Here is a 25,893-nt window from a genome sequence, read left to right on the forward strand (position 1 = left end):
GTCGGGGCTATAATTGAGCGGATCCATCGCCTGAACAGGCAACGCGCCAGTGCCGCACGGCGGGCACGGCTTCCCTCCCCCTCCTTCCTGAGCTCTTCGACGCCATCGTGGCCAATCTATTGAAGCAGTTTGCGCAGTCTTCCGAACTCGGCGCCAATGCCGCCTATATCGAGGACCTGTACGAGCAGTACCTCGTGGACTCCGACAGCGTCGGCGCCACGTGGAAAGCCTGGTTCGACGGCTTCAAGGGCCGCGAAGCGGGTGACGTTCCCCACTCGGTGGTCATGGACGCGGTCGCGCGCGCCGGCCGCGAGGCGAAGGCGGGCGTGGTCACCACCGGCGGGGCCAGTGGCGGCGACCTCGAGGCCCAGCGCAAGCAGGGCTCGGTGCTCAAGCTGATCACCGCCTACCGCTCGCGCGGCCACCTGCAGGCGGACACCGATCCGCTGGGCATGGCCGAGAAGATCGACGCGCCGGACCTCGAACTGCCCTTCCACGGCCTGTCCGACGCCGACCTCGACACCGAGTTCGCCACCGGACCCGGCGGCGGCACCAGCACCTTCGGCGGCGCCGCGCGCATGCGCCTGCGCGACCTGCTCGCGCTGCTGCGTGCGACCTATGCCGGCCCGATCGGCGCCGAGTTCATGCACATCCCGCAAGCCGAGCAGCGCCGCTGGATGTACGAGCGCATGGAGCAGGCCGGCGGCCGCTACAGCCTGACCGCCGACGAGCAGCAGCGCATCCTCGAGCGCCTGACCGCGGCCGAGGGTCTCGAGCGCTACCTGCACACCAAGTACGTCGGCCAGAAGCGCTTCTCGCTCGAGGGCGGCGACTCGCTGATCCCGCTGCTCGACACCGTGATCCGCCGCGCCGGCAGCGACGGCGTGAAGGACATCGTGATCGGCATGGCCCACCGCGGCCGCCTCAACGTGCTGGTCAACACGCTCGGCAAGAGCCCGCGCCGGCTGTTCGACGAGTTCGAAGGCAAGTTCGAGCACAACGCGCTGGCCCACGCCGGCGACGTGAAGTACCACATGGGCTTCTCGGCCGACGTCGCCACCGACGGCGGCCCGGTGCACCTGGCCCTGGCGTTCAACCCCTCGCACCTCGAGATCGTGGATCCCGTGGTCGCCGGTTCCGTGCGTTCGCGCCAGGAGCGCCGCAAGGACGCCGACCGCCGCCAGGTGATGCCGATCCTGATCCACGGCGACGCGGCCTTCGCCGGCCAGGGCGTGGTGATGGAGCTGTTCCAGATGTCGCAGGCGCGCGGCTTCGCCGTCGGCGGCACCGTGCACGTGGTGGTCAACAACCAGGTCGGCTTCACCACCAGCGCCCGCGAGGACGCCCGCTCCACCCTGTACTGCACCGACGTGGCCAAGATGATCGCCGCGCCCGTGCTGCACGTGAACGCCGACAATCCGGAGGCGGTCGCCTTCGCCGCGCGCCTGGCCTACGACTTCCGCCAGGAATTCCGCAAGGACGTGGTGATCGACCTGGTCTGCTACCGCCGCCACGGCCACAACGAGGCCGACGAGCCGGCGATCACCCAGCCGGTGATGTACCAGGTGATCCGCAAGCACAAGACCACCCGCGAGCTCTACGCCACGCAGCTCGAAGCCGCCGGCGTGCTCGAGGACAAGGGCGGCCAGGCGCTGGTCGACCGCTACCGCGACAAGCTCGACTCGGGCGAGGTCACCACCGAACTGGCCGAGGTCGGCAAGACGCCGGCGGAAAGCCGCCTGTTCGTCGACTGGGGCACGCTCGTCGCCGGCAAGCTCACCGACGGCGCGGACACGACCGTCGATGCAGGCAAGCTCAAGGAGCTCGCCCGCGCCATCACCACGATCCCCGACGACGTGCAGCTGCACGCGCGCGTGGCCAAGGTGTACGAGGACCGCCGCAGGATGGCGGCCGGCGACGCGCCTGCCGACTGGGGCTTTGCCGAGAACCTCGCCTACGCCACCCTGCTCGACGAGGGCTTCGGCCTGCGCCTGGTCGGCCAGGACGTCGGCCGCGGCACCTTCACCCACCGCCACGCGATCCTGCACGACCAGAAGACCGACACCTACCACCTGCCGCTGCGCGCGCTGGTGGACGAACCCGAGCGCGCCACCGTCATCGACTCGCTGCTGAGCGAGGAAGCGGTGATGGCCTACGAGTACGGCTTCTCCACCACCGACCCGAGCACGATGTGCATCTGGGAGGGCCAGTTCGGCGACTTCGCCAACGGCGCGCAGGTGGTGATCGACCAGTTCATCGCCTCGGGCGAGGCCAAGTGGGGCCGCATCAGCGGACTGACCCTGCTGCTGCCGCACGGCTACGAAGGCCAGGGCCCGGAACACAGCTCGGCGCGCCTGGAGCGCTTCCTGCAGCTGTGCGCGCTGGACAACATGCTGGTCTGCGTGCCGTCCACGCCCGCCCAGGCCTTCCACATGCTGCGCCGGCAGATGCGCATGACCACGCGCAAGCCGCTGATCGTGATGTCGCCCAAGTCGCTGCTGCGCCACAAGCTGGCGGTGTCGACCCTGGACGAGCTGGCCACCGGCGGGTTCCAGCACCTCATCGGCGACGCCTCGGCGGACGCGAAGAAGGTGAAGCGCGTGGTCCTGTGCTCGGGCAAGGTCTATTACGACCTGCTGGAGGAACTCGACAAGCGCGGCGGCGGCGACGTCGCCCTGGTGCGCGTCGAGCAGCTCTATCCCTTCCCGCGCGAAGCGCTGGTCGCCGAGCTGGCCCGCTACGGCAAGGCCACCGACGTGGTCTGGTGCCAGGAAGAGCCGCAGAACCAGGGTGCGTGGTACCAGATCCGCCACCACCTGCAGGCCTGTGTGCCGGCCGGCCTCGAGCTCCACTACGCCGGCCGCCCGCGCTCGCCCTCGCCTGCCGTCGGCCTGTTCGCCGACCACGTCGAAGAGCAGCAGAAGCTGGTCGACGACGCGCTTGCATCCCCCGTCGGCAGCGTCTTCGCCGCCGACTGACCCCACACCGATTACGACCAGGACGCATCAAGACCATGGCCACCGAGATCAAGGTACCGGTACTCCCCGAATCCGTTTCCGACGCCACCATCGCCACCTGGCACAAGAAGGTGGGCGACCCGGTCGCGCGCGACGAGAACATCGTCGACCTCGAGACCGACAAGGTCGTGCTCGAGGTTCCCTCGACAGTCGAGGGCGTGATCAAGGAGCTGAAGTACGCCGAGGGTGACACCGTCACCAGCCAGCAGGTGCTCGCGATCATCGAGGCGGGCGCCGCGCCCGCGAAGTCCGCCGACGCCCCGAAGGCCGCCCCGGCCGCCGGGGCCGAGCAGGTCCAGCCGAAGGCCGAAGCCGCGAAGGAAGAAGCCAAGGCGCCCGCCTCCACCCGTCCCGCTCCTGTCTCCGGCGGCGCCGGCGAGCTGCCCCCGGGCGCGCGCTTCACCGCCGTGACCCAAGGCATCGATCCTTCGCAGGTCGAGGGCACCGGCCGCCGCGGCGCGGTGACCAAGGAAGACCTGGTCAACTACGCCTCCGGCAAGACGCCCGGCGTATCGGGCGGCGCGCGTCCGGAAGAGCGCGTGCCGATGACCCGCATCCGCAAGCGCATCGCCGAGCGCCTGATGCAGTCCAAGGACTCCATCGCCATGCTGACCTCGTTCAACGAGGTCAACCTCGGCAAGGTGATGGCCATGCGCAAGGAGCTGGGCGAGTCGTTCCAGAAGCAGCACGGCGTCAAGCTCGGCTTCATGAGCTTCTTCGCCAAGGCCGCCGCCAACGCGCTGCAGAAGTTCCCGGTGGTCAACGCCTCGGTCGACGGCGACGACATCATCTATCACGGCTATGCCGACATCTCGATCGCGGTCTCGACCGACCGCGGCCTGGTGACGCCGGTGCTGCGCAACGTCGAGCGCATGGGCTTCGCCGACGTCGAGAAGGCGATCGGCGACTACGCCGTGAAGGCGCGCGACGGCAAGCTGTCGCTGGACGACCTGCAGGGCGGCACTTTCACCATCACCAACGGCGGCACCTTCGGCTCGCTGATGTCGACGCCGATCGTCAACCCGCCGCAGTCCGCGATCCTCGGCATGCACACCATCAAGGAGCGCCCGATCGTCGAGAACGGCCAGGTCGTCGCGGCGCCGATGATGTACATCGCGCTCAGCTACGACCACCGCATCATCGATGGCAAGGACGCGGTGCAGTTCCTGGTCGACATCAAGGACCAGCTCGAGAACCCGCACCGCATGCTCCTGGGCATGTAAGGAGAGCAACAGACATGGCTGAACAATTCGACGTCGTCGTCATCGGTGCCGGCCCCGCCGGCTACCACGCCGCGATCCGCGCCGCCCAGCTGGGCATGAAGGTCGCGTGCATCGACGCGGGCCTGGGCAAGGACGGCAAGCCGGCCCTGGGCGGCACCTGCCTGCGCGTGGGCTGCATCCCGTCCAAGGCGCTGCTGGATTCCTCGCGCCAGTTCCACAACCTGCAGCATGTCTTCGGACAGCACGGCATCACCGCCAAGGACGCGAAGATCGACGTCGGCACCATGGTCGGCCGCAAGGACGCGATCGTGAAGCAGTTCACCGGCGGCATCGCGCAGCTGTTCAAGGCCAACAAGGTCACGCCGTACTACGGCTTCGCGACCCTGCACGCCGACCGGCTGGTCAAGGTCGCGCAGCACGAGGGCGGCGAGATCGAGCTGACCGGCACCAACGTGATCATCGCCGCTGGCTCGGATTCCATCGAGCTGCCGTTCGCGAAGTTCGACGGCGACACCATCGTCGACAACGTCGGCGCGCTCGACTTCACCGAAGTGCCCAAGCGCATGGCCGTCATCGGCGCCGGCGTGATCGGCCTGGAGCTCGGCAGCGTGTGGAAGCGCCTCGGCTCCGAGGTCGTGATCCTCGAAGCGCTGCCCGACTTCCTGGCCGCGGCCGACGCGGAGGTGTCGAAGGTCGCCGCGCGCGAGTTCAAGAAGCAGGGCCTGGACATCCGCCTGGGCGCCAAGGTCTCCAAGGCGGAAGTCACCGGCAAGGGCAAGAAGAAGGAAGTCCAGGTCACCTTCGCCGACAAGAAGGGCGAAGAGACCATCACCGTCGACAAGCTGCTGGTCGCCGTGGGCCGCAAGGCCGCGTCCAAGGGCCTGCTGGCCGAGGGCAGCGGCGTGAAGCTGACCGAGCGCGGCCAGATCGAAGTCGACGCGCACTGCCACACCGGCGTCGACGGCGTCTGGGCCGTGGGCGACTGCGTGCGCGGCCCGATGCTGGCGCACAAGGGCTTCGAGGAAGGTATCGCGGTGGCCGAGCTGATCGCGGGCCTTCCCGGCCACGTCAACTTCGACACCATCCCCTGGGTGATCTACACCGAGCCGGAGCTGGCCTGGGTCGGCAAGACCGAGCAGCAGCTGAAGGACGAGGGCATCCCGTACAAGTCCGGCAGCTTCCCCTTCGCCGCCAACGGCCGCGCGGTGGCCATGGTCGAGCCGGCGGGCTTCGTGAAGGTGCTGGCGCACGCCGAAACCGATCGCGTGCTGGGCATGCACCTAGTCGGCGCGAATGTGTCCGAACTCGTGCACGAAGGCGTGCTGACGATGGAGTTCAAGGGCTCCGCCGACGACCTCGCCCGCATCTGCCATGCGCATCCCAGCCTCTCGGAAGCGATCCACGACGCCGCCATGGCGGTGGACAAGCGCGCGATCCACAAGGCCAACTGAGGCCGCGGGCGGACGCCGGGCAGGCGCCCGTCCCGACCCTCCGACACCGGCGCCGGGCCCTGCCCGGCGTCGTCCTTTCCGGCTCCACACGGGTTTCCACGGCATGAAGAGTCTCTGCGTCTATTGCGGTTCCAACAGTGGTTCCAGCCCCGCCTACGCCGAGGCCGCGATCGCGCTCGGCACGCGCATGGCCCGGGACGGCATCCGCCTGGTCTACGGCGGCGGCAACATCGGCCTGATGGGCACGGTGGCCGACGCGGTGCTGGCGGCCGGCGGCGACGTGGTCGGCGTGATCCCGAAGCAGCTGGTCGACATGGAAGTGGCGCACCTGGGGCTCGCGGAGCTCGAGGTGGTGGGCTCCATGCACGAGCGCAAGTCGCGCATGTTCGACCTCGCCGACGCCTTCGTCGCGCTGCCGGGCGGCTTCGGCACGCTGGAGGAGATCGTCGAGATGCTCACCTGGCGCCAGTTGGGCATCGGCAACAAGCCCTGCGCGATCCTCGACGTCGACGGCTACTGGTCCCCGCTGATCGCGATGATGGACCGCATGGTCGAGGACCGCTTCCTGCATCCCGGCCAGCGCGAGGACCTGTGGACGGGCCGCGACATCGACGACATGCTGGCCTGGATGCAGGCCTACCAGCCCGCCCAGGCTTCGAAGTGGCTGGACGAGAAACGCACCCGCGAACTGCGCTGAGCCGCCACCCCCTACCCCATGGCTTGATTGCAGGAGCGCCGTGCGAAGGAGACTGATCCCATGACCGTTCCGAACACGTTCCCTGCCTTTCGCATCCACAGCGACGACGCCGGCTATCGCGCCGGCATCGAGGACATCGCCCTGGACGACCTGGCGCCCGGCGAGATCGTGCTGCGCACGGCGTACTCGTCGGTCAACTTCAAGGACGCGCTGGCCGGCACCGGCAAGGGCAAGATCCTGCGCCGCTTCCCCCTGGTCGGCGGCATCGACGTGGCCGGCCACGTGGTCGCATCCCGCGACCCGGGCTTCCGCGAGGGCGACGAGGTCCTGGTCACCGGCTGCGGACTCAGCGAGACCCGCGACGGCGGGTACTCGGCGTACGCACGGGTGGAGTCGGCCTGGGCGGTACGGCTTCCCGCCGGGCTGACGCTGCGCGAATCGATGGTGCTCGGCACCGCCGGGTTCACCGCCGCGCTGGGCCTGCTGCGCATGACCGAAAACCGCCAGCATCCCGGCCTTGGCCCGCTGGCGGTCACCGGCGCCACCGGCGGCGTCGGCTCGCTCGCCGTCGACATCTTCGCCAGCGCCGGCTACGAGGTGCACGCGGTCAGCGGAAAGCCCGAGCAGGTGGACTACCTGCGCGCCATCGGCGCCAGCGAGGTGATCGGGCGCGACGCCCTGGCCACCACGCGGCCGATGGAGTCCGCGCGCTTCGGCGGCGGCCTGGACAACGTCGGCGGGACGATGCTGGCCAGCCTGCTGGCGCAGACCGCCCCCTACGGCAATGTCGCCAGCGCGGGCCTCGCCGCCAGCCACGACCTGCCAGCGACCGTGATGCCCTTCATCATCCGCGGCGTCTCGCTGCTCGGGGTGGCCTCGGCCGGCACCGCGCGCGACATCCGCGACGCGGTCTGGGCGCGGCTGGGCGGCGACTGGAAGCCGCGCCACCTGGAGCGCATCTGCACCCGCGAAGTCGGGCTCGAGGAACTCCCCGGCGTGTTCGAGGGCATGCTCGGCGGCGGCTCGCTCGGACGCACCCTGGTCCGGCTGTAGCGCAGGGCGGCGTTTGCAGGCCCGGTCGCTGCGGCTACAATCGCCGGACTTGAATGGGGGACAACATGGCGCGCATCCTGATCGTCGACGATTCGCCGTCGCAGCTGATGGGCATCCGCCGCATCGTGGAGAGCCTTGGCCACGAAGCGCTGACCGCGGAGGACGGCGCCGCGGGCGTCGAGGCCGCCAAGCGTGAACTCCCCGACCTGATCCTGATGGACGTGGTGATGCCGAACCTCAACGGCTTCCAGGCCACGCGTTCGATCACCCGGGACCCGGCAACGAAGCACATCCCCGTCGTGCTGGTCACCACCAAGGACCAGGAAACCGACAAGGTCTGGGGCATGCGCCAGGGCGCGCGCGCCTACATCACCAAGCCCTTCAGCGACACCGACCTGTCGGAGACGATCAGCCGGGCGATCGCGAGCGGGTAAACGCCTCGCGCAGGCCCTCGTAGGCCGCCTTCTGCGCCTCGTCGCGCGGAGCCGGTGCCTGCACCTCGAGCTCCACGATCTGGTCGCCATCGGCCAGCCCGCCGCTGCCCGGCAGCCCGCGGCCACGCAGCCGCAGCCGCCGGCCCGCCTCGGAGCCCGCCGGCACCTTCAGCTCCACCGTGCCACCCAGGGTCGGCACGCTGACGCTGGCGCCGAGCGCCGCTTCCCAGGGCGCGACTTCCAGCGCGTAGAGGATGTTGCGGCCGTCGACCTCGAAGCGTGCGTCGGTCGCGTACTCGACTTCGAGCAGAAGGTGCCCGCCGCGTTCGCCCTGCCCCGCCAGGCGGATCACCTGGCCCGGACGGATGCCCCTCGGCACCTTGACGTCGAGCGTGCGGCCGTTGACCGCGATGCGCATCGCGCCGCCCTTGTGGACGGTGTCCAGCGGCACGACGAGGCGCGCGCGGGTGTCGCCGCGCGGCGGGCCACCGAAGCCGGGGCCACCGCGCTGCTGCTGCGCCTGGCGCCGGAACAGGCTTTCGAAGAAGTCGCTGAAGCCGCCGTTGCCGCCTCCACCGCCGAACACCTCTTCGTAGTCGAAGCCGGGTCCGCCACCCTGGCCGCCGAAGCCGCCCGGGGGCGGATGGATGTCGTCGCCGGGACGGTAGCCGCGTGCGCGCAGCTGGTCGTAGGCCTTGCGGCGCTCCGGATCGCGCAGCGCCTCGTAGGCTTCGTTGACCGCCTTGAAGCGGTCCTCGGCGTCGGACTCCTTGCTGACGTCCGGATGGTACTTGCGTGCGAGCCGCCGGTAGGCGGTCTTGATTTCGGCGTCGCCGGCGCTGGGTTCGATGCCCAGGACGGCGTAGTAATCCTTGAACTGCATGCGTACTCCGTTCGCGCGGCGTCCGGTGACACGCCGGGCCGCGGCAGGGTAGCAAGATCGGGGCGCCGGGCCGGCAAGGCAAGCCCCCCGGATCGCGGCGTGGCACCATGGCGGCGAGGGCGCGCGAATCCGTCGCCGCCCACTGCGCATACGGAGCCCCCATGCCCATCCAGCCCGGCGACGCCATTCCCGAAGTCACGCTCAAGCACATCGACGACGGCGTGCACACGATCGATACCCCGACCCTGTTCGCGCACCGCAAGGTGGTGCTGTTCGCGGTCCCGGGCGCGTTCACGCCCACCTGCTCCGAGCGCCACCTGCCCGGCTTCGTCGAGCACTTCGACGCCTTCCGCGAGCGCGGCATCGAGGTCGCCTGCATGGCGGTCAACGATCCGTTCGTGATGCAGGCCTGGGGCGAGAGCCAGAACGTGCCGCAGGGCCTGCGCATGCTGTCCGACGGCAACGGCGACTTCGCCCGCGCACTCGGCCTGGAGATGGACGCCAGCGCCTACGGCATGGGCGTGCGCAGCAAGCGCTTCGCCCTCTATGCCGAGGACGGCGTGGTCAGCCAGCTGTTCGTCGAGGCGCCGGGCGAGTTCAAGGTGTCCTCGGCCGAGCACGTCCTCGCCTCAATCTGAGGGCCCTCGGGCGACATCGAAGGCCAGGCTGGCCCAGGCGCCGCCCTCGGCCAGGGCGGTCAGCTGCTGGCGGCCGGGTTCGCCGAACTCGCGCCACAGCGGCTGGCTGCCGCGGGTCGCGCCCACCCAGCGGCCGTTGAGCAGCCACTGCACCTCCCCCTCGGCGCCCACCGCGCGCAGCGCCAGCCGCGGACCCTGGAGCGATCCGGGCGCGCGCAGCAGCAACGCACCGTCATTGACCCCTTCGATGTGCATCGCGATGGCGCCCGCGCGACCATCGTCGGCGCAGTCGGGCGCGAGCGGCGGCAGTCGCGCGGCGGCGCGTTCGCTGGCGGTCAGCCAGGGCGATGCCAGCGCCGGCCAGCGCGCCACGTGCCGCACCCCGCGCCGATGGGGCGCGGGGCAGTCCGCGCCCAGCCGCTGGCCGCTGTCGACATCCACCTCGATCCGCTCCAGGCCTGCGCCCCAGCGGCGCACGTCGCGCTCGGGCAGCGTGGGCGGCACCGCCCCGTCGAGGACCCAGGCGTCCAGGCGGCGCTGGCAGGCGCCTTCCGGCTGTGCGTCCGCGGCGGTGCCGAGCGGCCAGCACACCGCGCGCGCCGTGACCGTGGCCGGCTGTGGAAGGCCCACGGCATCGCCGGCCTGCCGGGGCAGGCTGTCGAAGACCTCGAACAGCAGCGGCAGCGCGGTGACCGCGCCGTACTGGCCCGGCAGCGGCGTCCCGTCGGGCCGGCCCACCCAGACCCCCACCGTGTAGCGGCGCGAGGTGCCCAGCGCCCAGGCGTCGCGGAAGCCGTAGCTGGTCCCGGTCTTCCAGGCCACGCGCGGGCGCCGGCCGGCATCGAAGGTGTCGTCGCGCTCGCCCGGCCGCGGGTTGGCGGCCAGGACCTCGTGCACGATCCACGCCGCCCCGGGCGAGAGCAGCCGGCGCTCGACCACCGGGTCGGCCGGCGTGTAGCGCACGCGCCCGGCGGTCCCGCCGCGTGACAGCGCCGCGTGCGCACCGACGAGGTCCTCAAGACGCGCGCCCGTGCCGCCGAGGATCAGCGCCAGGTTCGGCCGGCTGCCGCGCGGGAAGCGCAGGCCGATTCCGGCGTGGTCCAGGCGCGCCGCGAAGCGCGCCGGCCCGACCCGGTCGAGGATGTCGACCGCGGGCACGTTGAGCGACAGGCGCAGCGCGTCGGCCACCGACACCGGGCCGTTGAAGGCGGCGTCGAAGTTGCCCGGCCGGTAGCCGCCGAACGACTGCGGCGCATCGACCAGCAGGCTCTGCGCGTGCACCAAACCGTCGTCGAGCGCCATGCCGTAGACGAAGGGCTTCAGCGTCGAGCCCGGCGAACGCCAGGCCCGCACCATGTCCACGTGGCCCAGGCGCGCGCGGTCGCCGAATGCGGCGGTGCCGATGTAGGCGCGCGCTTCCATGCTGGCGTTGTCGACGACCAGCAGCGCGGCCGAGGTGCGTTCGGGCAGCGGGCCGACGTGGGCCCTCAGCCGCTCCTCGAGCGTGCGCTGCAGGGCGGCATCGATGCTGGAGACGATGCGCGTCGCCCCGGGATCGCGTGCGCGCAGGCGTTCCGCCAGCAGGGCCGCGGACAGCGGCGGCTGCAGCGCGCGGGCCACCACCGGCTCGATGCGCGCGTCGTCGACCTCGGCGCGACTCCAGCGCCCGCTGGAGGCCATGCGGGCCAGCACCTTGTCGCGCGCGCGCCGCGCGGCCTCCGGCTCGCGGTCGGGGCGCAGCCGCGTCGGCGCCTGCGGCAGCACGGCGAGCAGCGCGGCCTCGGCATGCGACAGGCGTGCGGCCGGCTTGCCCAGGTAGGCCCAGCTCGCGGCCTCGACGCCCTCGATGGTGCCCCCGAACGGCGCGCGTTCCAGGTACAGGGCGAGGATCTGTGCCTTGGACAGGTGCGCCTCGAGCTGCAGCGCGCGCAGGATCTGCCGGAACTTGCCCAGTGGCGTGCGCCGGTGCGGCTCGAGGATGCGCGCGACCTGCATGGTCAGGGTCGACCCGCCGGAGACGATGCGGCGGCTCGACGCCGCCTGCCACGTCGCACGCAGCAGGGCCACGGGGTTCACCCCCGGATGGTGGCGGAACCAGCGGTCCTCGTAGGCCAGCAGGGCCTCGATGTACAGCGGCGAGACGCTGGCTTCGGTGGCCGGATGGCGCCAGACGCCGCCGGCGTCGGCGAAGGCGCGCAGCGGCTTGCCGTCGCGGGCCGTGACCAGGGTGGCGTGGTCGCCGGCCGCCGGCAGCGGCGGCGGAAAGGCCAGGTCCAGCGCCAGCAGGATGAGCAGCAGCGCGACCGCGCCCCAGCGCAGGATCGCGAGGGCGCGGGGCGCGGTCATGGCTGGACGACGGTCAGGCGCTCCGGCTGCGCGCGGCCCACGCCGCGCAGTTCGGGGCGGTACATGTCCTCCACGAGCGGCGGCGGCACGGCGTACTCGCCGGGCGTCACCGCGCGCACCAGGTAGAAGACGTCGGCGGCGCGGCCGGCGTCGAGGCGCAGCGCGGCGACGTAGCGGTCGTCGCGGAACTCCTCGTGCACCACGTCGGCCGAGTCGCCACGCTCGGCGAGGCGGATGCCACCGACCACGACATCCGCCCAGGTCGAGGCGTCGCCGAGGTTCATGTTTTCCACCTCGAGCCCGGCCGGCAGCAGGTCGGTCAGCAGCGCGTCGGGCATGTCGCGATCGGCGGTCAGGGTCACGCGCGCGACCAGCGCCTCGCCCTCGCGCAGGGCGCGCGGGGTCCAGGGCTTGCCGTCGGTCGTGTACCAGCGGCGCTCGACGCGCAGCACGCTGTCGTCGGCGGCCGGCGCCGCGCGCGGGATGCCGGCGACGTCCATGCTCGCGTACAGCGGCGCCTCGCCCACCGGCGCGAGGCGCACGCCGGCAGCGAGCGCGGCGTGACCGTAGCCGCGCGAGAAGCGGCGCAGTGGCCCCAGCGCCTCGTCGATGCCGGCCTCGGTCAGGGTGGCGGTGAAGGTCCTGCCACTGCCACCGCCAAGCTCGCGCCCCAGGCGTGCGATCGCGGCCTGCTCCTGCGTGCTGAGATGGAACCAGCGTGCCTTGCGCCGCGCGTCCAGCTCGGCGCCCAGCCCACGCAGCCCGGCGGTGCGTGCCGGCGTGGACAGGTCGTGCTTGCGCACCAGGGCCTGCATCAGCGCGGCATCGCGCAGCGGCGTGCCGTAGTCGCCCAGCCAGCCGGGGCGGTCGCCCTTCCAGGCGAAGGCCTCGTCCAGGGCCTGTGTGCCGCGCCTGGCGTCACCCTGCAGCGACAGTGCGAGGCCCAGGTGCGCCAGCGGCATCGCGCCCTGCGCGGCCTTGCGCTCGCCGTCGTGCAGCGCGCGCAGGGTGCCCAGCGGCGCGCGGTTGACCCGTGCCAGCACGTAGCCCGCGTGCGCCCTGTAGGCCAGGCGCAGGTGCGCGCGATGATCCCGCCCGTAGAACTGCTCGGCGTCCGACAGCAGGTCTTCCGACAGGCGCGCCAGCGCGCGCTGCAGCATCGCCTCGGGCACGTCGAAGCCGGCCTCGCGCGCATCGAGCATGAACTCCGCGACGTAGGGCGTCAGCATCGCCTCGGGCCGGTCGCTGCCGCCCCACATGCTGAAGTGGCCAGAACCGGTCTGCAGCGCGGCCAGCCGTCCCAGCGCCCCTTCCATGCGCCGCTGGCGCTCGTCGCCCGGCAGCGGCGACATGCCCCAGGCGGCAGCCGTCGGCGCATCGAGCACCAGCGCCGCATAGCCCTTGCTCGCGGTCTGCTCGGCGCAGCCATAGGGATAGCGCAGCGCACCGTCGAGGGCGGCGGCGAACGCGATCGGCGGCGACGCGTCCAGGCCCAGCCGGGCGTTCACCGAGCCAGGCAGCAGGCCGTCGGCCAGGGCCGGGTCGAGCACCACGGGCGCCACCGGGTCGAGCACGCGGCTGCGCGAGCGCAGCACCTGCGGCCAGGGCGCGCGCACCGGGAGATCATGGCTGCGGTCGACGGCCACGCCCGGGCCATCGACGCGCACCCGCACCCTGGCCACTTCATGGCCGTCCAGCGCCTGCAGCGGGAAGGACAGCGTCGAACGGCCGTCGGCGGGGAGCGCGACGGTGCGGACGCCCTCCTCCACCCGCAGTGGCCCGACGCCGTCGACGCGCACGCGGAAGTCGCCGGCCTTGCCGGTGTAGTTCGCCAGGTCCAGGGTCACCGTGGCGCGGTCGCCCGGCGCCATCACCCGCGGCATGCTGGCCTCCGCCACCAGCGGCGCGCGGACCAGCAGCTCCGCATCGCGATGGCCGTAGGCGGCGTCTGCGAACACCAGCGTCGAGACCCGCAGCGTGCCGTTGAAGTCCGGCAGCCGCAGTTCGACGGTCGCATTGCCCTTGGCATCCAGCTGCACCGGCCCGGAGAACAGGTCCACGGTCTGCACGCGCGCGGTGGGCCGCCGCGCCTGTGGCAGGGCCAGCATCCCCTGGTCGCCGCCGAAGCGCAGGCGCGCGGTTCCGCCGTCGAGGCTTTCGATCACCCGCCCGTAGACGTCGTACGCATCCACGCCCAGGCGGCGCTGCGCGAAGAAGTGCGCGTGCGCGTCGGGCACCGGATAGCGGGTGATGTTGAGGATCCCGAGGTCGACCGCGGACACGGTCGCGTGCGCGGTCTTCCCCGCGAGCGCCGGCGCCGCGACGGTGACGCGCAGGGCCTGGTCCGGCTTCGCCTGCTTCGGCAGCGAGAGCCCCACCGCCACACGGCGGTCGCCCCGCGCCATCGGCACATGGGCGACGCCCACGGCTCGCGCCGGCGTGACCTTGCTCGCCGAGCTGCCACCACGGAACACCAGCGCGGTCACGTAGACGTCGTGGCGCTCCCAGTCCGCGGTCACCGGCACCTTGAACGTGCTCCCGGCGCGTGCGTCGATCGCCTGCACGTAGAGCAGCCGGTCGCTTTCCACCAGCAGCAGCCCCTTGCCGGCGTGCGGCGGCGTCACCGTGACCTCCAGCGTGTCGCCGGCGCGGTAGCCGGTGCGGTCGAGCGCCAGCTTGACCTTGTCCGGGCGCGCATCGAGGCCGCGGTTGTCGTCGTTCCAGCTCCAGCCGGCGCGGAAGGGGTAGCGGGTCACCAGGCCGGTCTGCGGATCACGCGCCTCGAGCCGGTACTCGCCCCACTCCACCGGCAGGTCGATGCGCTGCGCGGTCGCGCCGGCGTCGACCGTGCGCGTGTCGACCACTTCGTGTCGGCTGGTATGGCTGTAGCTCCAGCCGCCGTCCTGGTCGAAGTTCCAGTGGTAGTCGCGGTGCTCGCGGACCAGGGTCAGCTCGATGCCGGCCAGCGGCCTGGGCCGGCCCTGGGCGTCGACGCGCAGGATCTCGAAGCCGGCGCGCGCGTTGGCGTCGCTGCCTTCGGCGTCGTCGAACAGCGGGCGGATCCCGACCAGCGCATCGGCCGGCCACAGCACGCGCTCGAGGCTGCGATTGACCGTGCGCCCGCCGCTCTCGTACAGGCTGCCGGCCACCACCACCGAGACCGGCGTGTCGCCGCGCACCTCCGCAGGCAACGCGAGCGTCTGCGCCAGCCTGCCGGACGCGTCCAGGGTCGCGTCGACGACGTCGCTGGCCTCGCGCGGCAGCGACACCGTCGGATCGCCGAAGAACCAGCCCGGCATCGATTCGACCGGATGCTGCTCCACGGCGACCGCCAGGCGCGCGGTGAACCGGTTGCCGGCGGCGGGTGCGCCGTAGAGATAGGCGCCGGTGACCGCAAGGCGCAGCGGGTCGCCCCTGGACAGGCGCGGCTGCGCGCTGTCGAGCTCCAGCTTCATGCGCTCGGGGAGGAACTCCTCCACGCGCAGCGCCATGCCCTGCACGACCTCCTTGCTGGCGGGATCGGTGCGGAATTCGACCTGCCAGCGGCCGGTGGGAGCCTCGGCGGGGATCGCCTTCTCGAAGCGGTAATGGCCCTGGGGACCGGCCTCGAGCCGCGACTCGACGAAGGTCCTGCCGTCGGGCTGCTTCAGCCGCGCGAACAGCGGCTGCGCCTTGCCGTCCTTCGGGGCCGGAACGGGCCGGCCGTCGGCATCGCGCAGCAGGGCCGAGACGCGCACGGTCTCGCCGGGCCGGTACAGGTCGCGGCCCGACCAGGCGAAGACGTCGAACCACGCCTGTTTCCGGCCGGCGACCACGAACTCGGACAGGTCGAGCGCCGGCTGGTTGAAGGGCAGCATCGAAATGTCGCTGCCACGGGTCGCGACCAGCACCTGCGCCGCATCGAGCGCGTGCCCCAGCACCGCGTTGCCGTTGGCGTCGGTCTCGGCCTTGAACACCGGCTCGCCATCCTTGCCCAGCACGCGCAGCGCGACCCCGCCCAGGGCCGCGCCGTCCTGCAGGGATGCGGTGTGCACGAACAGCTGGTCGGCGTAGGCGCGCACGTGCAGGCCGATGTCGCTGACGGTGAAGAACGCGGTGTCGTACATGTCCTCGAAGCTGCCGGCGCGCTTCATGCTGGCGAAGTACAGGCCGGGCTGCTGCAGCTCGGCGATGTCCTGCAGCGGCAGGTAGGTCACCGCGCGCTCGTTGCGCTCGCCGGCCAGCACGAAGCGGTTGACGTAGACCGGCTCGGCCATGCGCGCCACGCCGCGGGCGCTGCCGTAGCGGTTCTCCAGCTCCCAGCTGCTGCGGCGGCCGCCGCGCTGGTACTCGGAGAAGAAGCGCGGCAGTTCGGACTCGCGCACGCGCAGGAACTCGACGTCGACCTCGGCCACGTTCACCGAGACCACCGGCAGGCCGCGCGACTCGCGCGCGGGCAGCACGCTGCCCTGGGAGGCGAAGCCGGCGGCCGGCTTCAGCTCGCCGGTGTGGACCTTCTGCTCGATGTCCCGGCCCAGCGTGCTGCCGTCGGCGGCGGTGAGCGCGGCGGGAATGCGCAGGGTGTAGTCGCGGTTGGCCTCGACGAAGGGAAAGCGCAGCACGGTGCCGCCCTCGTCCAGGCTCCAGGCGCTGCCGTCGGCGACCGGCTCGGCAAAGGTCAGCAGCCGGTCGAAGTCCTGGGTGCCGACCAGGGGCTGCGAGAACTCCACCGCCAGCGCCAGCGAGCCTTCCGACTCGTCGGGCCAGGCGCGCACCAGGCCGAAGCCCTCCACCGGGGCGCGTTCACCGACGATCGCCTCGCCGCTGGGTGCCGGCAGCTGCCCGCCCTCGTTGCGCTTGCAGCCCAGGGCCAGGGCGGCCAGCAGCACCGCACCGACGGCAAGCAGCCGCAGGCCGGTCGAGCGGTGGAATCCTTTCATCGCGTCATCCCCGGGAGTCGCCGGCAGTATAGGAGCGTCGGCATCCGGGTCGACAACGCGTGGCGGCGCGCAACGGGGTCGGAATCAGCGCAGCGGCCTGCTCGGAAACAGGAGCGGCCAGGCGTATGGCCTGGCCGCTCGCCAACCGGACGGGTTCGGCCTACTCCGACGCGGGCCCGACGGTCTCGACACCGCCGTCGGCGTCGTCCGCTTCCGCACCGTCGAGGTCCTCGTCGTCGCCGATCGAACCGTCGACGCGCTCGATCGCCTGCAGGCGCTCGCCCTCGCCGAGGCGGATCAGCGTCACGCCCTGGGTGTTGCGGCTGACCACCGAGACCTCGGCGGCACGGGTCCGCACCAGGGTGCCGCCGTCGGAGATCAGCAGCACCTCGTCCTCGCGGCTGAGCAGCACGGCGGCAACCAGGGCACCGTTGCGCTCGGTGGTCTGGATGCCGATCACGCCCTGGGTGCCACGGCCCTTGCGCGGATATTCCGCCAGGCGCGTGCGCTTGCCGTAGCCGTTGACGGTCGCGGTCAGGACATAGGCGTCCGGCTCCCCGGCGCGCTCCGCCTCGGGCTGTTCGCTGCCGTCGATGGCCACGGCCTCGTCGTCGCCTTCGAACTCCTCGGCGCTGTCGGCTGGATCGGCCACGATCAGGCTGACCACCGACTCGCCATCGGCCAGGCGGATGCCGCGCACGCCGGTGGCGGTGCGGCCCATGGCGCGCACGGCCGACTCGTCGAAGCGCACCGCCTTGCCGTTGCTCGCAAACAGCAGGATGTCGCGGCCGCCGTCGGTGAGCTCGGCGCCGACCAGGGCATCGCCGTCCTCGAGGTTGATTGCGATCTTGCCGCGCGCCAGGCGGAACGCGAACTCGGTCAGCGGAGTCTTCTTGACCGTGCCGCGGCGGGTGGCGAAGAACACGTACTGGTCCTCGCGGTACTCGCGCACCGGCTGGACGGCCTGCACCTTCTCGCCTTCCTCCAGCGGGATCCAGTTCACCAGCGGGCGGCCGCGCGCGTTCGCGCCGGCTTCCGGCAGCTGGTGCACCGGCAGCCAGAACACGCGGCCCAGGCTGGTGAAGGCCAGCAGCGTGTCATGGGTGTTCACCAGCCACAACTGGGCGATGGAGTCCTCGTCGCGGGTGGCCGCCGCGTTGCGGCCACGCCCGCCGCGCTTCTGCGCGCGATAGGCGCTGACCGGCTGGCGCTTGGCGTAGCCCGCCTGCGAGACGGTCACCACCACGTCCTCTGGCTCGATCAGGTCGAGGATGTCGAGGTCTTCCTCGCTGGCGCGGATCTCGCTGCGGCGCGCGTCGCCGAACTCTTCCTTGACGTTGCGCAGCTCGGTGCGGATCACCTCCAGCAGCACGTCCGGATCCTCGAGGATCTCGATCAGGCCGCGGATGGTCTCGAGCAGCAGCTTGTACTCCTCGGTGAGCTTCTCCTGCTCCAGCCCGGTCAGGCGGTGCAGGCGCATCTCCAGGATCTGCTGCGCCTGGACCTCGGTCAGCTGGTAGCCGTCGCCCAGCAGGCCGACGCCCTGCGGCAGGTCCTCGGGACGCGAGGCCTCGGCACCGACGGCCCCCAGCAGCGCACCGACCAGGCCGGGCTGCCACAGCCGGGCCAGCATCCGCTCCTTGGCGACCTGCGGATTGTCGGAGGTCTTGATCAGCTCGATCATCTCGTCGATGTTGGCGAGCGCGACCGTCAGGCCCTCGAGGATGTGGGCGCGGTTGCGCGCCTTGCGCAGCTCGAAGATCGTCCTGCGCGTGACCACCTCGCGGCGGTGGCGCACGAAGGCCTCGAGGAAGTCCTTGAGGTTCAGCAGACGCGGGCGGCCGTCGACCAGCGCCACCATGTTGATGCCGAACACCGACTCCATCTGGGTCTGCTGGTACAGGTTGTTCAGCACCACCTCGGCGGAGTCGCCGCGCTTGATCTCGATGTAGATGCGCATCCCGTCCTTGTCGGACTCGTCGCGCAGCTCGCTGATGCCCTCGAGCTTCTTCTCCTTCACCAGGTCGGCGATCTTCTCGATCATCCGCGCCTTGTTCACCTGGTAGGGGATCTCGGTGACGATGATCGATTCGCGGCCGTTGTCGGCGATCTCGATGTCGGCCTTGGCGCGCATGCGCACGCGGCCACGGCCGGTGCGGTAGCCGAGGTGGATGCCGGCCACGCCGTTGATGATGCCGCCGGTGGGGAAGTCCGGACCCGGGATGTATTCCATCAGGCCGTCGATGTCGATGTCGGGGTTGTCGATCAGCGCGATCAGCGCGTCGATCACCTCGCCCAGGTTGTGCGGCGGGATGTTGGTGGCCATGCCCACCGCGATGCCGGCGGAGCCGTTGACCAGCAGGTTCGGGAACCGGGTCGGCATGACCGTCGGCTCCAGCTCCTTCTCGTCGTAGTTGGGCTGGAAATCGACGGTTTCCTTGTCGATGTCGGCCATCAGCTCGTGCGCGAGGCGCGACATGCGCGCCTCGGTGTAACGCATGGCCGCCGCGGAGTCGCCGTCGATCGAGCCGAAGTTGCCCTGGCCGTCGACCAGCATGTAGCGCAGCGAGAACGGCTGCGCCATGCGCACCAGGGTGTCGTACACCGACTGGTCGCCGTGCGGATGGTATTTACCGATCACGTCACCGACGATGCGCGCCGACTTGTAGTAGGGCTTGTTGCTGTGGGCGCCGAGCTCGGTCATGGCGAACAGCACGCGCCGGTGCACCGGCTTCAGTCCGTCGCGGACGTCGGGAAGCGCGCGCCCGACGATCACGCTCATGGCGTAATCGAGGTAGCTGCGGCGCATCTCGTCCTCGAGATTGACCGGGATGATTTCCTTGGCGAGCTCGGCCATCGTGACCCTTTGAGAGTATTTCGGGAATCCGCCACGGGCAGGCGCGCGGAGGGCGCGCGAAAGGCCGGACGGAAGCGGTTGATTCTATCACATCGCGGCCATTCACGCGGGGCCGATCCTGCTTCAAATCAAGCACTTGCGGGTGGTTTGCGGGTGCGCTCCGGAGAGGGTTTCCGCTGCGGGAGGGGGTTGCCGGGGGGCGTGCTCCGCCCGGCCTCAGACATCCATGTCCGAAGGCCGGGGCGTGGGCCATCCATGGCCCACTCTCCGCACGCCCCCCGGCAACCCCCTCCCGCCCGACCGTTGTCGGTTTCGTGTGCGCAGGGTCGACTCGTACGCACGAGCGTGGCACCGACGGGACGGACCGAAGGCCGCGATGTCCGGGCTTGCGCCCTCGAAGCCGAGGTCCCCGATCTCGCGGCGCGGGGCGCTGCAAGGGGGGTACGGACAGCGCACACGGATGTGCGCGGTAGGCACTTCAGCCATGGATGGCTGATGTGCCGGTCCGTACCCCCCTTGCAGCGACACGCTCCCTCCCGGATCCGAGGCCCTTGGAGCGCGACTGCGAGGCGCGACAGCGAGCCACCACGCCATGACGATCCGTGCGACGTCGTCACGACCGGCGCGGTCAGGGCACGGCGCCTGGCCTGTGCATCACCGACCGAACAGCGCCTGCATGGCCCCGGTGTCAGGCCGTTCGACGATTCCTTTCTCGGTCACGATCGCGTCGATCAGTTCGGCGGGCGTCACGTCGAACACCGGGTTCCAGGCCTGCACGCCCTCGGCCACCGTGCGGCTGCCGCCGGCAGCCAGCAGCTCGGCGGGATCGCGCTCCTCGATTTCGATCAGGTCGCCCGAGGACGTGTGCATGTCAACGGTCGAGGACGGCGCCACCACCATGAACCTCACCCCGTGGTGGCGCGCGGCGATGGCGAGCTGGTAGGTGCCGATCTTGTTGGCGACGTCGCCGTTGGCGCAGATGCGGTCGGCGCCGACCACCACCCACTGCACCCCGCCGCCCTTCATCAGGTGCGATGCGGCGGCATCGGCGATCAGCGTGGCCTCGATGCCGTCCTGCTGCAGCTCCCACACGGTCAGCCGCGCGCCCTGGTTCCAGGGCCGCGTCTCGCCGGCGTAGACGCGCTCGACCCTGCCCTGCGCCACGCCGGCGCGGATCACGCCCAGCGCGGTGCCGAAGCCGGCGGTCGCCAGCGAGCCGGTATTGCAGTGGGTGAGCACGCCGCTGCCGGCGTCGATCAGCGACGCACCGAGCACGCCCATCGCATGGTTGGCGGCCAGGTCCTCGGTCTCGATCGCGCGCGCCTCGGCCTCGAGGGCGCCGCGCCAGTCGGTGCCCTCGCCCGCCTGCGCACGCAGCAGCGCGGCGCGCATCCGCGCCAGCGCCCAGGCCAGGTTGACCGCGGTGGGCCGCGCGGCGTTGAGCCGCTGCAGGGCGGGCTCGAGGCGTTGGGCCGCCTGCGCCGCGTCGCCGGCCTCGATCGCGCGCGCGGCGAGTACCGTGCCCCACGCGGCGGCGATGCCGATGGCGGGCGCGCCGCGGACCGCCAGTGCATGGATCGCCGCGGCGACGGCGTCGCTGTCGCGGCAGGTCACGTATTCGGTCGCGAAGGGCAGCCTGCGCTGGTCGAGCAGTTCCAGTGCCTCGCCGGTCCAGCGGATGGGGCGGATGCGGTCGTAGCGGGCGTAATCGATGGCGGTCTCCATCGGCGCAGTTTACCGGGCCGTCGCGGCGCCAAGGTCGGGCCGCGATGCTTCGGCCGCGGCGCCAAGGTCGGGGCGACGATGCGTCGGCTGCGGCGACGTGGCCCTCAGGCCTGCGCGAACCCGTACGCCAGCACGTCGGCGATGGCGCCGGTGTCGAGCATCGTCATCAAGAGGCGGTCGATGCCGAGCGCGACGCCGGCGCTTGCGGGCAGCCCCGCGGCAAGCGCGGCCAATAGCGCCGCGTCGACCGGCGGACGCACGTCGCCGCGCGCCCCGCGCACGGCGTGGTCGCGCGCGAAGCGGGCGCGCTGCTCGTCCGCGTCGGTGAGCTCGTGGTAGCCGTTGGCCAGCTCGAGCGGGCCGAGGTAGAGCTCGAAGCGCTCGGCGACGTCCACGTCGCCGCGGCGTACGACCCTGGCCAGCGCGCACTGCGAGGCCGGATAGTCATGCATCGCCAGCAGCTGGCCCGCCGGGAACGCCGGCTGGATGTGATGGGTCATCAGCAGGTCCAGCCAGTCGTCGCGGGTCAGGCCCTCCGGATCGACTTCGCCGCGGAACGCCGCCTGCAGTTCGGCCAGGGATGCGGTCATCGGATCGAGGTCGAGCGCTTCGCGATAGACCTCGCGGAACGAGGCCTTGCGCAGGCTCGCCTCCCGTCCGACCAGGGCTAGCGCGGCGCGCACTAGCTTCGCGGTCTCGTCGATCAGCGGCTCCAGCGTCCAGCCCACGCGATACCACTCGAGCATGGTGAACTCGGGGTTGTGGCGGCCACCGGCTTCGCCGTCGCGGAACACGCGGCCCAGCTCGTAGCAGTCACCGATGCCTTCGGCGAGCAGGCGCTTCATCGGGTACTCCGCCGACGTGCGCAGCCAGCGCGTGCGCGGCGCACCGTCGGTGCGGCCGCCGAACTCGACGGTGAACGAGGCGATGTTGGGATCGGTGTTGCCGGCGCGCGACATCACCGGGGTCTCGACCTCCAGCACGCCGCGGGCCTCGAAGAAGTCGCGCACCAGGCGATTCAGGCGCGCGCGCAGGCGCAGGGCGTCGTGGTTCACGCGTCCACCGGCGCGAGCGCGATGCCGAGGATGTCGCGATCGTCGTCGCGGAAGCCGGCGCGCAGGTACAGCGCCTTCGCGCGCGGGTTGTGGCGGTTGACTTCCAGGCGCGCGACTTCGGCGCCGTGCCGGCGCACCCAGTCGCACGCGCTGGCCAGCAGCGCGCCGCCCAGCCCGCGGCGCACGCGGGCTTCATCGAGCGGGATCCGGTCCTCGGCGTAGAAACGACGCAGCATGTCGAGCAGTGCGGACAGGTCTTCCAGCCCTGCGCTGCGCAGCGACAGCGGTGCATCCAGTCGGCTCATGCCTGTGCCCCCAGGAAGGCCAGCAGCCGCGCCTCGTCCCAGACCTCGACGCCGAGCTCGGTCGCCTTGGCCAGCTTCGAGCCGGCCTCGGCGCCGGCGACGACGAAGCCGGTCTTCTTCGACACGCTCCCCGACACCTTGGCGCCCAGCGCCTCGAGCTTCTGCTTCGCCTCGTCGCGGCCCATCGACTCCAGCGTGCCGGTCAGCACCACGGTCACGCCTTCCAGCGGTCCGGCCGCCGCGGTGTCCTCGGGCAGCGCGCCCAGCAGCTCGGCCTGCATCGCGGCGGCGGCCAGCAGCAGGCGCGCGTTGGCATCATCGGACAGCCACTCGGCCACGGCGCTCGCCGCTTCGTCAGGCAGGCCCGCGATCACGAAGTTGTGGCGCTCCTGGTCAAGCAGCGTGGCGGCGTCCGGGAACGCGTCGGCCAGCTGCTTCGCGCGCAGCGGCGTGAGCCGCGCGATGCCCAGGTCCGCCAGCAGCGTCTGCAGGTCGAGGCCTTCGCGCAGCTTCGGCGAAGGCGCCCGGGTGTCGGCGATATGCACGCCCGCGGCCAGCAGCCCGTCGATTACCGCCTGGTTTCCGGGCTGGTCCAGGAAGTGTCCGAGCGCGCGCGCCACTTCGTCGCCGATGTCGGGCACGCGCTTGAACAGCGGCCACGGCGTGCGGCGGATGCGGTCGAGATCGCCGAACCAGGCGGCCAGCGCCTTGGCGGTGCTCTCGCCAACGTGCTCGATGCCGAGCGCGAACAGGAAGCGCTCGAGCGTGGTCTCGCGGCTGCGCGCGATGGCGTCCACGAGGTTTTCCGCCCACCTGGTCGCGACCTTCCCCGACTTCACCGTCTCCGGCGTGGTGCCATCGCGTTCGTCCGCGCGACGGCGCATCTCGACGAACTCGTCCACGCCCAGGCCGTACAGGTCGGCGATGCTGGTCGCGTAATCGAAGTCCACCAGCGCCTGGATCAGGCGCTCGCCCAGGCCGTCGATGTCCATGGCGCGGCGCGAGGCGAAGTGGAACAGCCCCTGCACGCGCTGCGCCGGGCAGACGAGCTCGCCGCTGCAACGCGCCACCACCTCGCCCTCCTCGCGCACGATCTCCGAGCCGCAGACTGGGCAATGCCCGGGCATGCGCCAGGCGCTCGTGCCCTCGGGGCGCCGCTCCAGGATCACCCGCAGCACTTCGGGAATGACGTCGCCCGCGCGGCGCACGATCACCGTGTCGCCCACGCGCACGTCCAGGCGCGCGACCTGGTCGGCGTTGTGCAGCGTCGCGCGGGTGACGGTCACGCCACCCACGTGCACCGGGCGCATCAGCACCCACGGCGTGACCGCGCCGGTGCGGCCGACGTTGACCTCGATCGCCTCGACGACGGTCGACTCTTCCTGCGCGGGGAACTTGTGCGCGATCGCCCAGCGCGGCGCGCGCGAGACGAAGCCGAGGTCGGCCTGCAGCTCGTGGCTGTCGAGCTTGTAGACCACGCCGTCGATGTCGTAGGGCAGCCCGTCGCGCGCCTCGCCGATGCGGCGGTAGTAGTCGAGCACGCCCGCCAGGCCCGTGGCGCACTCCACCAGCGGCGACACCGGCAGGCCGAGCCCGCGCAACCAGGCCAGCACGCCGGAGTGCGTGGCCGGGACGCGCGCACCCTCGACCTCGCCCAGCGCATAGGCGAAGAACGCCAGCGGCCGCTTCGCGGTGATGGCGGGGTCGAGCTGGCGCAGCGAACCGGCGGCGCCGTTGCGCGGATTCGCCAGCGGCTTGGCACCGTGCGCCAGTGCCCACTGGTTGTAAGCCTCGAAGCCCGCGCGTGGCATGTAAACCTCGCCGCGCACCTCGAGCACCTCCGGGATACCCGGGCCACCCGTGTCCCGCAGGCGCAGCGGAATCGCCTTCAGCGTGCGCAGGTTGGCGGTGACGTCCTCGCCCGACGCGCCGTCGCCACGGGTCGCCCCGCGCACGAACAGCCCGTCCTCGTAGCGCAGGCTGATCGCCAGCCCGTCGAACTTCGGCTCCACCGAGAACACCGGCGCATCCAGGCCCGTCTCGCGCACGATGCGCGCCACGAACTCCGCGACTTCCCCGTCGCTGAAGGCATTGCCCAGCGAGAGCATCGGCACCGTATGGCGGACCTCGGCGAACCGTCCCGAGGGCGCGCCGCCCACGCGCAGCGTCGGCGAATCCGGGGTCTGCAGCGACGGATCGGCGGCCTCGATCTCCGCAAGCTTGCGCAGCAGCCGGTCGTACTCCACGTCCGGCAGCGCCGGATCGTCGAGCACGTGGTAGCGATGGTCGGCGTCGTCGATCAGGCGGCGCAGTTCGGCGGCGCGCTGCTGGGGGGTCTGGGCCATGCGGGGATTGTCCCGCGAATCCGCGGAAGCGGCCACACGGGCGGTTCGCCGCCTGTTGCAGGAGCCGCCATCGCGGCGATTCCGCTGCGCTTTTGTGGGAGCCGCCATGGCGGCGATCGGGGGCGCCGGAACGTCCCAATCGCGGCTGCAGCCGCTCCTACAGGATCACGAGGGGATCACCAGTCGGGACTGCGCGTGATCGGCACGTCCTGCTCGCGGTCGTAGGTGCGCAGTTCCTCGCGCAGGTGCGAGATCCGCTGGCGGCCGAGCGCGTTGCGGTGCTCGTCCAGCAGCACACCGTCAAGCAGGTCGGCCATGCGCTCGGCCGTGGGCAGCATCGCGTCCCAGGCTTCGAGCGCCGGTACCGGGGCCGGCAGGGTCAGGAAGAAGGCGATCGCCGGCGTCTCCAGCGACTGGATCCCCTCCATCTCGAAGCTGCCCGGCTTGCGGATGTTCGCCACGCTGAACACGGGCCCGCGCTCCGGATGGCCGTTGACCAGGCGATGGAAGACGTTGAGGTGGCCATAGGTCAGCCCCGCCTTCTCGGCCGCGACCACGATGTCCGGGCCACGCAGCACGTTGCCGGCACGCGCGGCGATGTAGAGGGTCACGATCTTGTCGAACTCGTCGCTGACGCGGCGACCGTACTGGCTGACCGTGGCGCCGGCGGTGCCGCCGACGGCGCCGTCGAGCAGTTCCATCTCGGCCTGCACGGTGTCCTCGCCGGCGGGCGCGGCGCCCTCGCCCAGCTCGCGCTCGAGCTGCGCGCCAAGCGTCGGCTCCATCCGCTCGTCGCGCGGCGCGGGCGCGCTCCTGGACGGCACGCGGCGGCCCTGCGGGCTGCGCGGTCGCGTGCCGAAGTACCAGATGGCCGCGAACAGCAGGACGCCCACGACCAGGATCCCGATCCGCAGCAGCCAGGTGTCAGTCATCGTGCTCTCCGTC

Annotated in this window: 16 protein-coding genes; 7 read left to right on the top strand and 9 right to left on the bottom strand. The window is 71.6% G+C overall.

Going from position 1 to position 25,893, the window contains the following annotated elements:
- Positions 1-107 precede the first annotated feature (107 nt).
- From JGR68_RS07980 to pilH, 6 genes are all read left to right on the top strand, one after another.
- The gene (locus JGR68_RS07980) at positions 108-2,978 is read left to right on the top strand and encodes a 2-oxoglutarate dehydrogenase E1 component (protein ID WP_199361962.1); all 2,871 of its coding nucleotides are present in this window, start codon (positions 108-110) and stop codon (positions 2,976-2,978) included.
- Between the two features lie 35 nt (positions 2,979-3,013).
- A complete protein-coding gene (gene sucB / locus JGR68_RS07985) occupies positions 3,014-4,240 on the top strand; it encodes a dihydrolipoyllysine-residue succinyltransferase (protein ID WP_199361961.1) in 1,227 nt (408 codons plus the stop codon).
- A gap of 14 nt (positions 4,241-4,254) precedes the next feature.
- Entirely contained in the window at positions 4,255-5,691 is a 1,437-nt protein-coding gene (lpdA, locus tag JGR68_RS07990) for a dihydrolipoyl dehydrogenase (RefSeq protein WP_199361960.1), read from the top strand.
- A gap of 103 nt (positions 5,692-5,794) precedes the next feature.
- Positions 5,795-6,388 (top strand): TIGR00730 family Rossman fold protein, encoded by a 594-nt coding sequence (locus tag JGR68_RS07995; RefSeq protein WP_199361959.1) that lies wholly within the window; start codon positions 5,795-5,797, stop codon positions 6,386-6,388.
- Positions 6,389-6,448: 60 nt separating this feature from the next.
- Complete coding sequence (locus JGR68_RS08000) at positions 6,449-7,441, top strand: YhdH/YhfP family quinone oxidoreductase (protein WP_199361958.1); 993 nt, start codon at positions 6,449-6,451, stop codon at positions 7,439-7,441.
- Between the two features lie 65 nt (positions 7,442-7,506).
- Positions 7,507-7,875: a twitching motility response regulator PilH gene (gene pilH, locus JGR68_RS08005; RefSeq protein ID WP_199362252.1), complete on the top strand. Its 369-nt coding sequence runs from the start codon at positions 7,507-7,509 to the stop codon at positions 7,873-7,875.
- Here the strand turns inward: pilH and JGR68_RS08010 are convergent.
- Positions 7,850-8,758 (bottom strand): DnaJ C-terminal domain-containing protein, encoded by a 909-nt coding sequence (locus JGR68_RS08010; RefSeq protein ID WP_199361957.1) that lies wholly within the window; start codon positions 8,756-8,758, stop codon positions 7,850-7,852. The genes pilH and JGR68_RS08010 overlap by 26 nt on opposite strands.
- 161 nt (positions 8,759-8,919) lie before the next feature.
- Between JGR68_RS08010 and JGR68_RS08015 the strand changes: the two genes are divergently transcribed.
- Positions 8,920-9,396: a peroxiredoxin gene (locus tag JGR68_RS08015; RefSeq protein ID WP_199361956.1), complete on the top strand. Its 477-nt coding sequence runs from the start codon at positions 8,920-8,922 to the stop codon at positions 9,394-9,396.
- Here JGR68_RS08015 and pbpC read toward each other — a convergent pair.
- From pbpC to zipA, 8 genes are all read right to left on the bottom strand, one after another.
- Entirely contained in the window at positions 9,388-11,742 is a 2,355-nt protein-coding gene (pbpC, locus tag JGR68_RS08020; protein ID WP_199361955.1) for a penicillin-binding protein 1C, read from the bottom strand. The genes JGR68_RS08015 and pbpC overlap by 9 nt on opposite strands.
- Complete coding sequence (locus JGR68_RS08025) at positions 11,739-16,661, bottom strand: alpha-2-macroglobulin (protein WP_199361954.1); 4,923 nt, start codon at positions 16,659-16,661, stop codon at positions 11,739-11,741. Before JGR68_RS08025 ends, pbpC begins: the two co-directional genes overlap by 4 nt.
- Positions 16,662-16,821: 160 nt before the next feature.
- Positions 16,822-19,518 carry a DNA gyrase subunit A gene (gene gyrA / locus JGR68_RS08030; RefSeq protein WP_199361953.1) on the bottom strand — a complete coding sequence of 899 codons (2,697 nt, stop codon included), beginning with the start codon at positions 19,516-19,518 and terminating at the stop codon, positions 16,822-16,824.
- Positions 19,519-20,172: 654 nt separating this feature from the next.
- Positions 20,173-21,243, bottom strand: a complete 1,071-nt coding sequence (mtnA, locus tag JGR68_RS08035; RefSeq protein WP_199361952.1) for an S-methyl-5-thioribose-1-phosphate isomerase — start codon at positions 21,241-21,243, stop codon at positions 20,173-20,175.
- Positions 21,244-21,347: 104 nt separating this feature from the next.
- A complete protein-coding gene (gene epmA, locus JGR68_RS08040) occupies positions 21,348-22,298 on the bottom strand; it encodes an EF-P lysine aminoacylase EpmA (RefSeq protein ID WP_199361951.1) in 951 nt (316 codons plus the stop codon).
- Positions 22,295-22,603: a GNAT family N-acetyltransferase gene (locus JGR68_RS08045; protein WP_199361950.1), complete on the bottom strand. Its 309-nt coding sequence runs from the start codon at positions 22,601-22,603 to the stop codon at positions 22,295-22,297. Before JGR68_RS08045 ends, epmA begins: the two co-directional genes overlap by 4 nt.
- Complete coding sequence (gene ligA, locus JGR68_RS08050) at positions 22,600-24,948, bottom strand: NAD-dependent DNA ligase LigA (RefSeq protein ID WP_199361949.1); 2,349 nt, start codon at positions 24,946-24,948, stop codon at positions 22,600-22,602. The genes JGR68_RS08045 and ligA overlap by 4 nt, the downstream gene beginning before the upstream one ends.
- Before the next feature lie 176 nt (positions 24,949-25,124).
- Positions 25,125-25,880 carry a cell division protein ZipA gene (gene zipA, locus JGR68_RS08055; RefSeq protein WP_199361948.1) on the bottom strand — a complete coding sequence of 252 codons (756 nt, stop codon included), beginning with the start codon at positions 25,878-25,880 and terminating at the stop codon, positions 25,125-25,127.
- Positions 25,881-25,893 lie beyond the last annotated feature (13 nt).

Source organism: Luteimonas sp. MC1750, from assembly GCF_016615955.1.
Classification (GTDB): domain Bacteria; phylum Pseudomonadota; class Gammaproteobacteria; order Xanthomonadales; family Xanthomonadaceae; genus Luteimonas.

Bases quoted from the DNA above. Each gene is read 5' to 3' on its own strand.
- sucB (WP_199361961.1), top strand. From the start codon at position 3,014: ATGGCCACCGAGATCAAGGTACCGGTACTCCCCGAATCCGTTTCCGAC.
- lpdA (WP_199361960.1), top strand. From the start codon at position 4,255: ATGGCTGAACAATTCGACGTCGTCGTCATCGGTGCCGGCCCCGCCGGC.
- JGR68_RS07995 (WP_199361959.1), top strand. From the start codon at position 5,795: ATGAAGAGTCTCTGCGTCTATTGCGGTTCCAACAGTGGTTCCAGCCCC.
- JGR68_RS08000 (WP_199361958.1), top strand. From the start codon at position 6,449: ATGACCGTTCCGAACACGTTCCCTGCCTTTCGCATCCACAGCGACGAC.
- pilH (WP_199362252.1), top strand. From the start codon at position 7,507: ATGGCGCGCATCCTGATCGTCGACGATTCGCCGTCGCAGCTGATGGGC.
- JGR68_RS08010 (WP_199361957.1), bottom strand. From the start codon at position 8,758: ATGCAGTTCAAGGATTACTACGCCGTCCTGGGCATCGAACCCAGCGCC.
- JGR68_RS08015 (WP_199361956.1), top strand. From the start codon at position 8,920: ATGCCCATCCAGCCCGGCGACGCCATTCCCGAAGTCACGCTCAAGCAC.
- pbpC (WP_199361955.1), bottom strand. From the start codon at position 11,742: ATGACCGCGCCCCGCGCCCTCGCGATCCTGCGCTGGGGCGCGGTCGCG.
- JGR68_RS08025 (WP_199361954.1), bottom strand. From the start codon at position 16,661: ATGAAAGGATTCCACCGCTCGACCGGCCTGCGGCTGCTTGCCGTCGGT.
- gyrA (WP_199361953.1), bottom strand. From the start codon at position 19,518: ATGGCCGAGCTCGCCAAGGAAATCATCCCGGTCAATCTCGAGGACGAG.
- mtnA (WP_199361952.1), bottom strand. From the start codon at position 21,243: ATGGAGACCGCCATCGATTACGCCCGCTACGACCGCATCCGCCCCATC.
- JGR68_RS08045 (WP_199361950.1), bottom strand. From the start codon at position 22,603: ATGAGCCGACTGGATGCACCGCTGTCGCTGCGCAGCGCAGGGCTGGAA.
- ligA (WP_199361949.1), bottom strand. From the start codon at position 24,948: ATGGCCCAGACCCCCCAGCAGCGCGCCGCCGAACTGCGCCGCCTGATC.
- zipA (WP_199361948.1), bottom strand. From the start codon at position 25,880: ATGACTGACACCTGGCTGCTGCGGATCGGGATCCTGGTCGTGGGCGTC.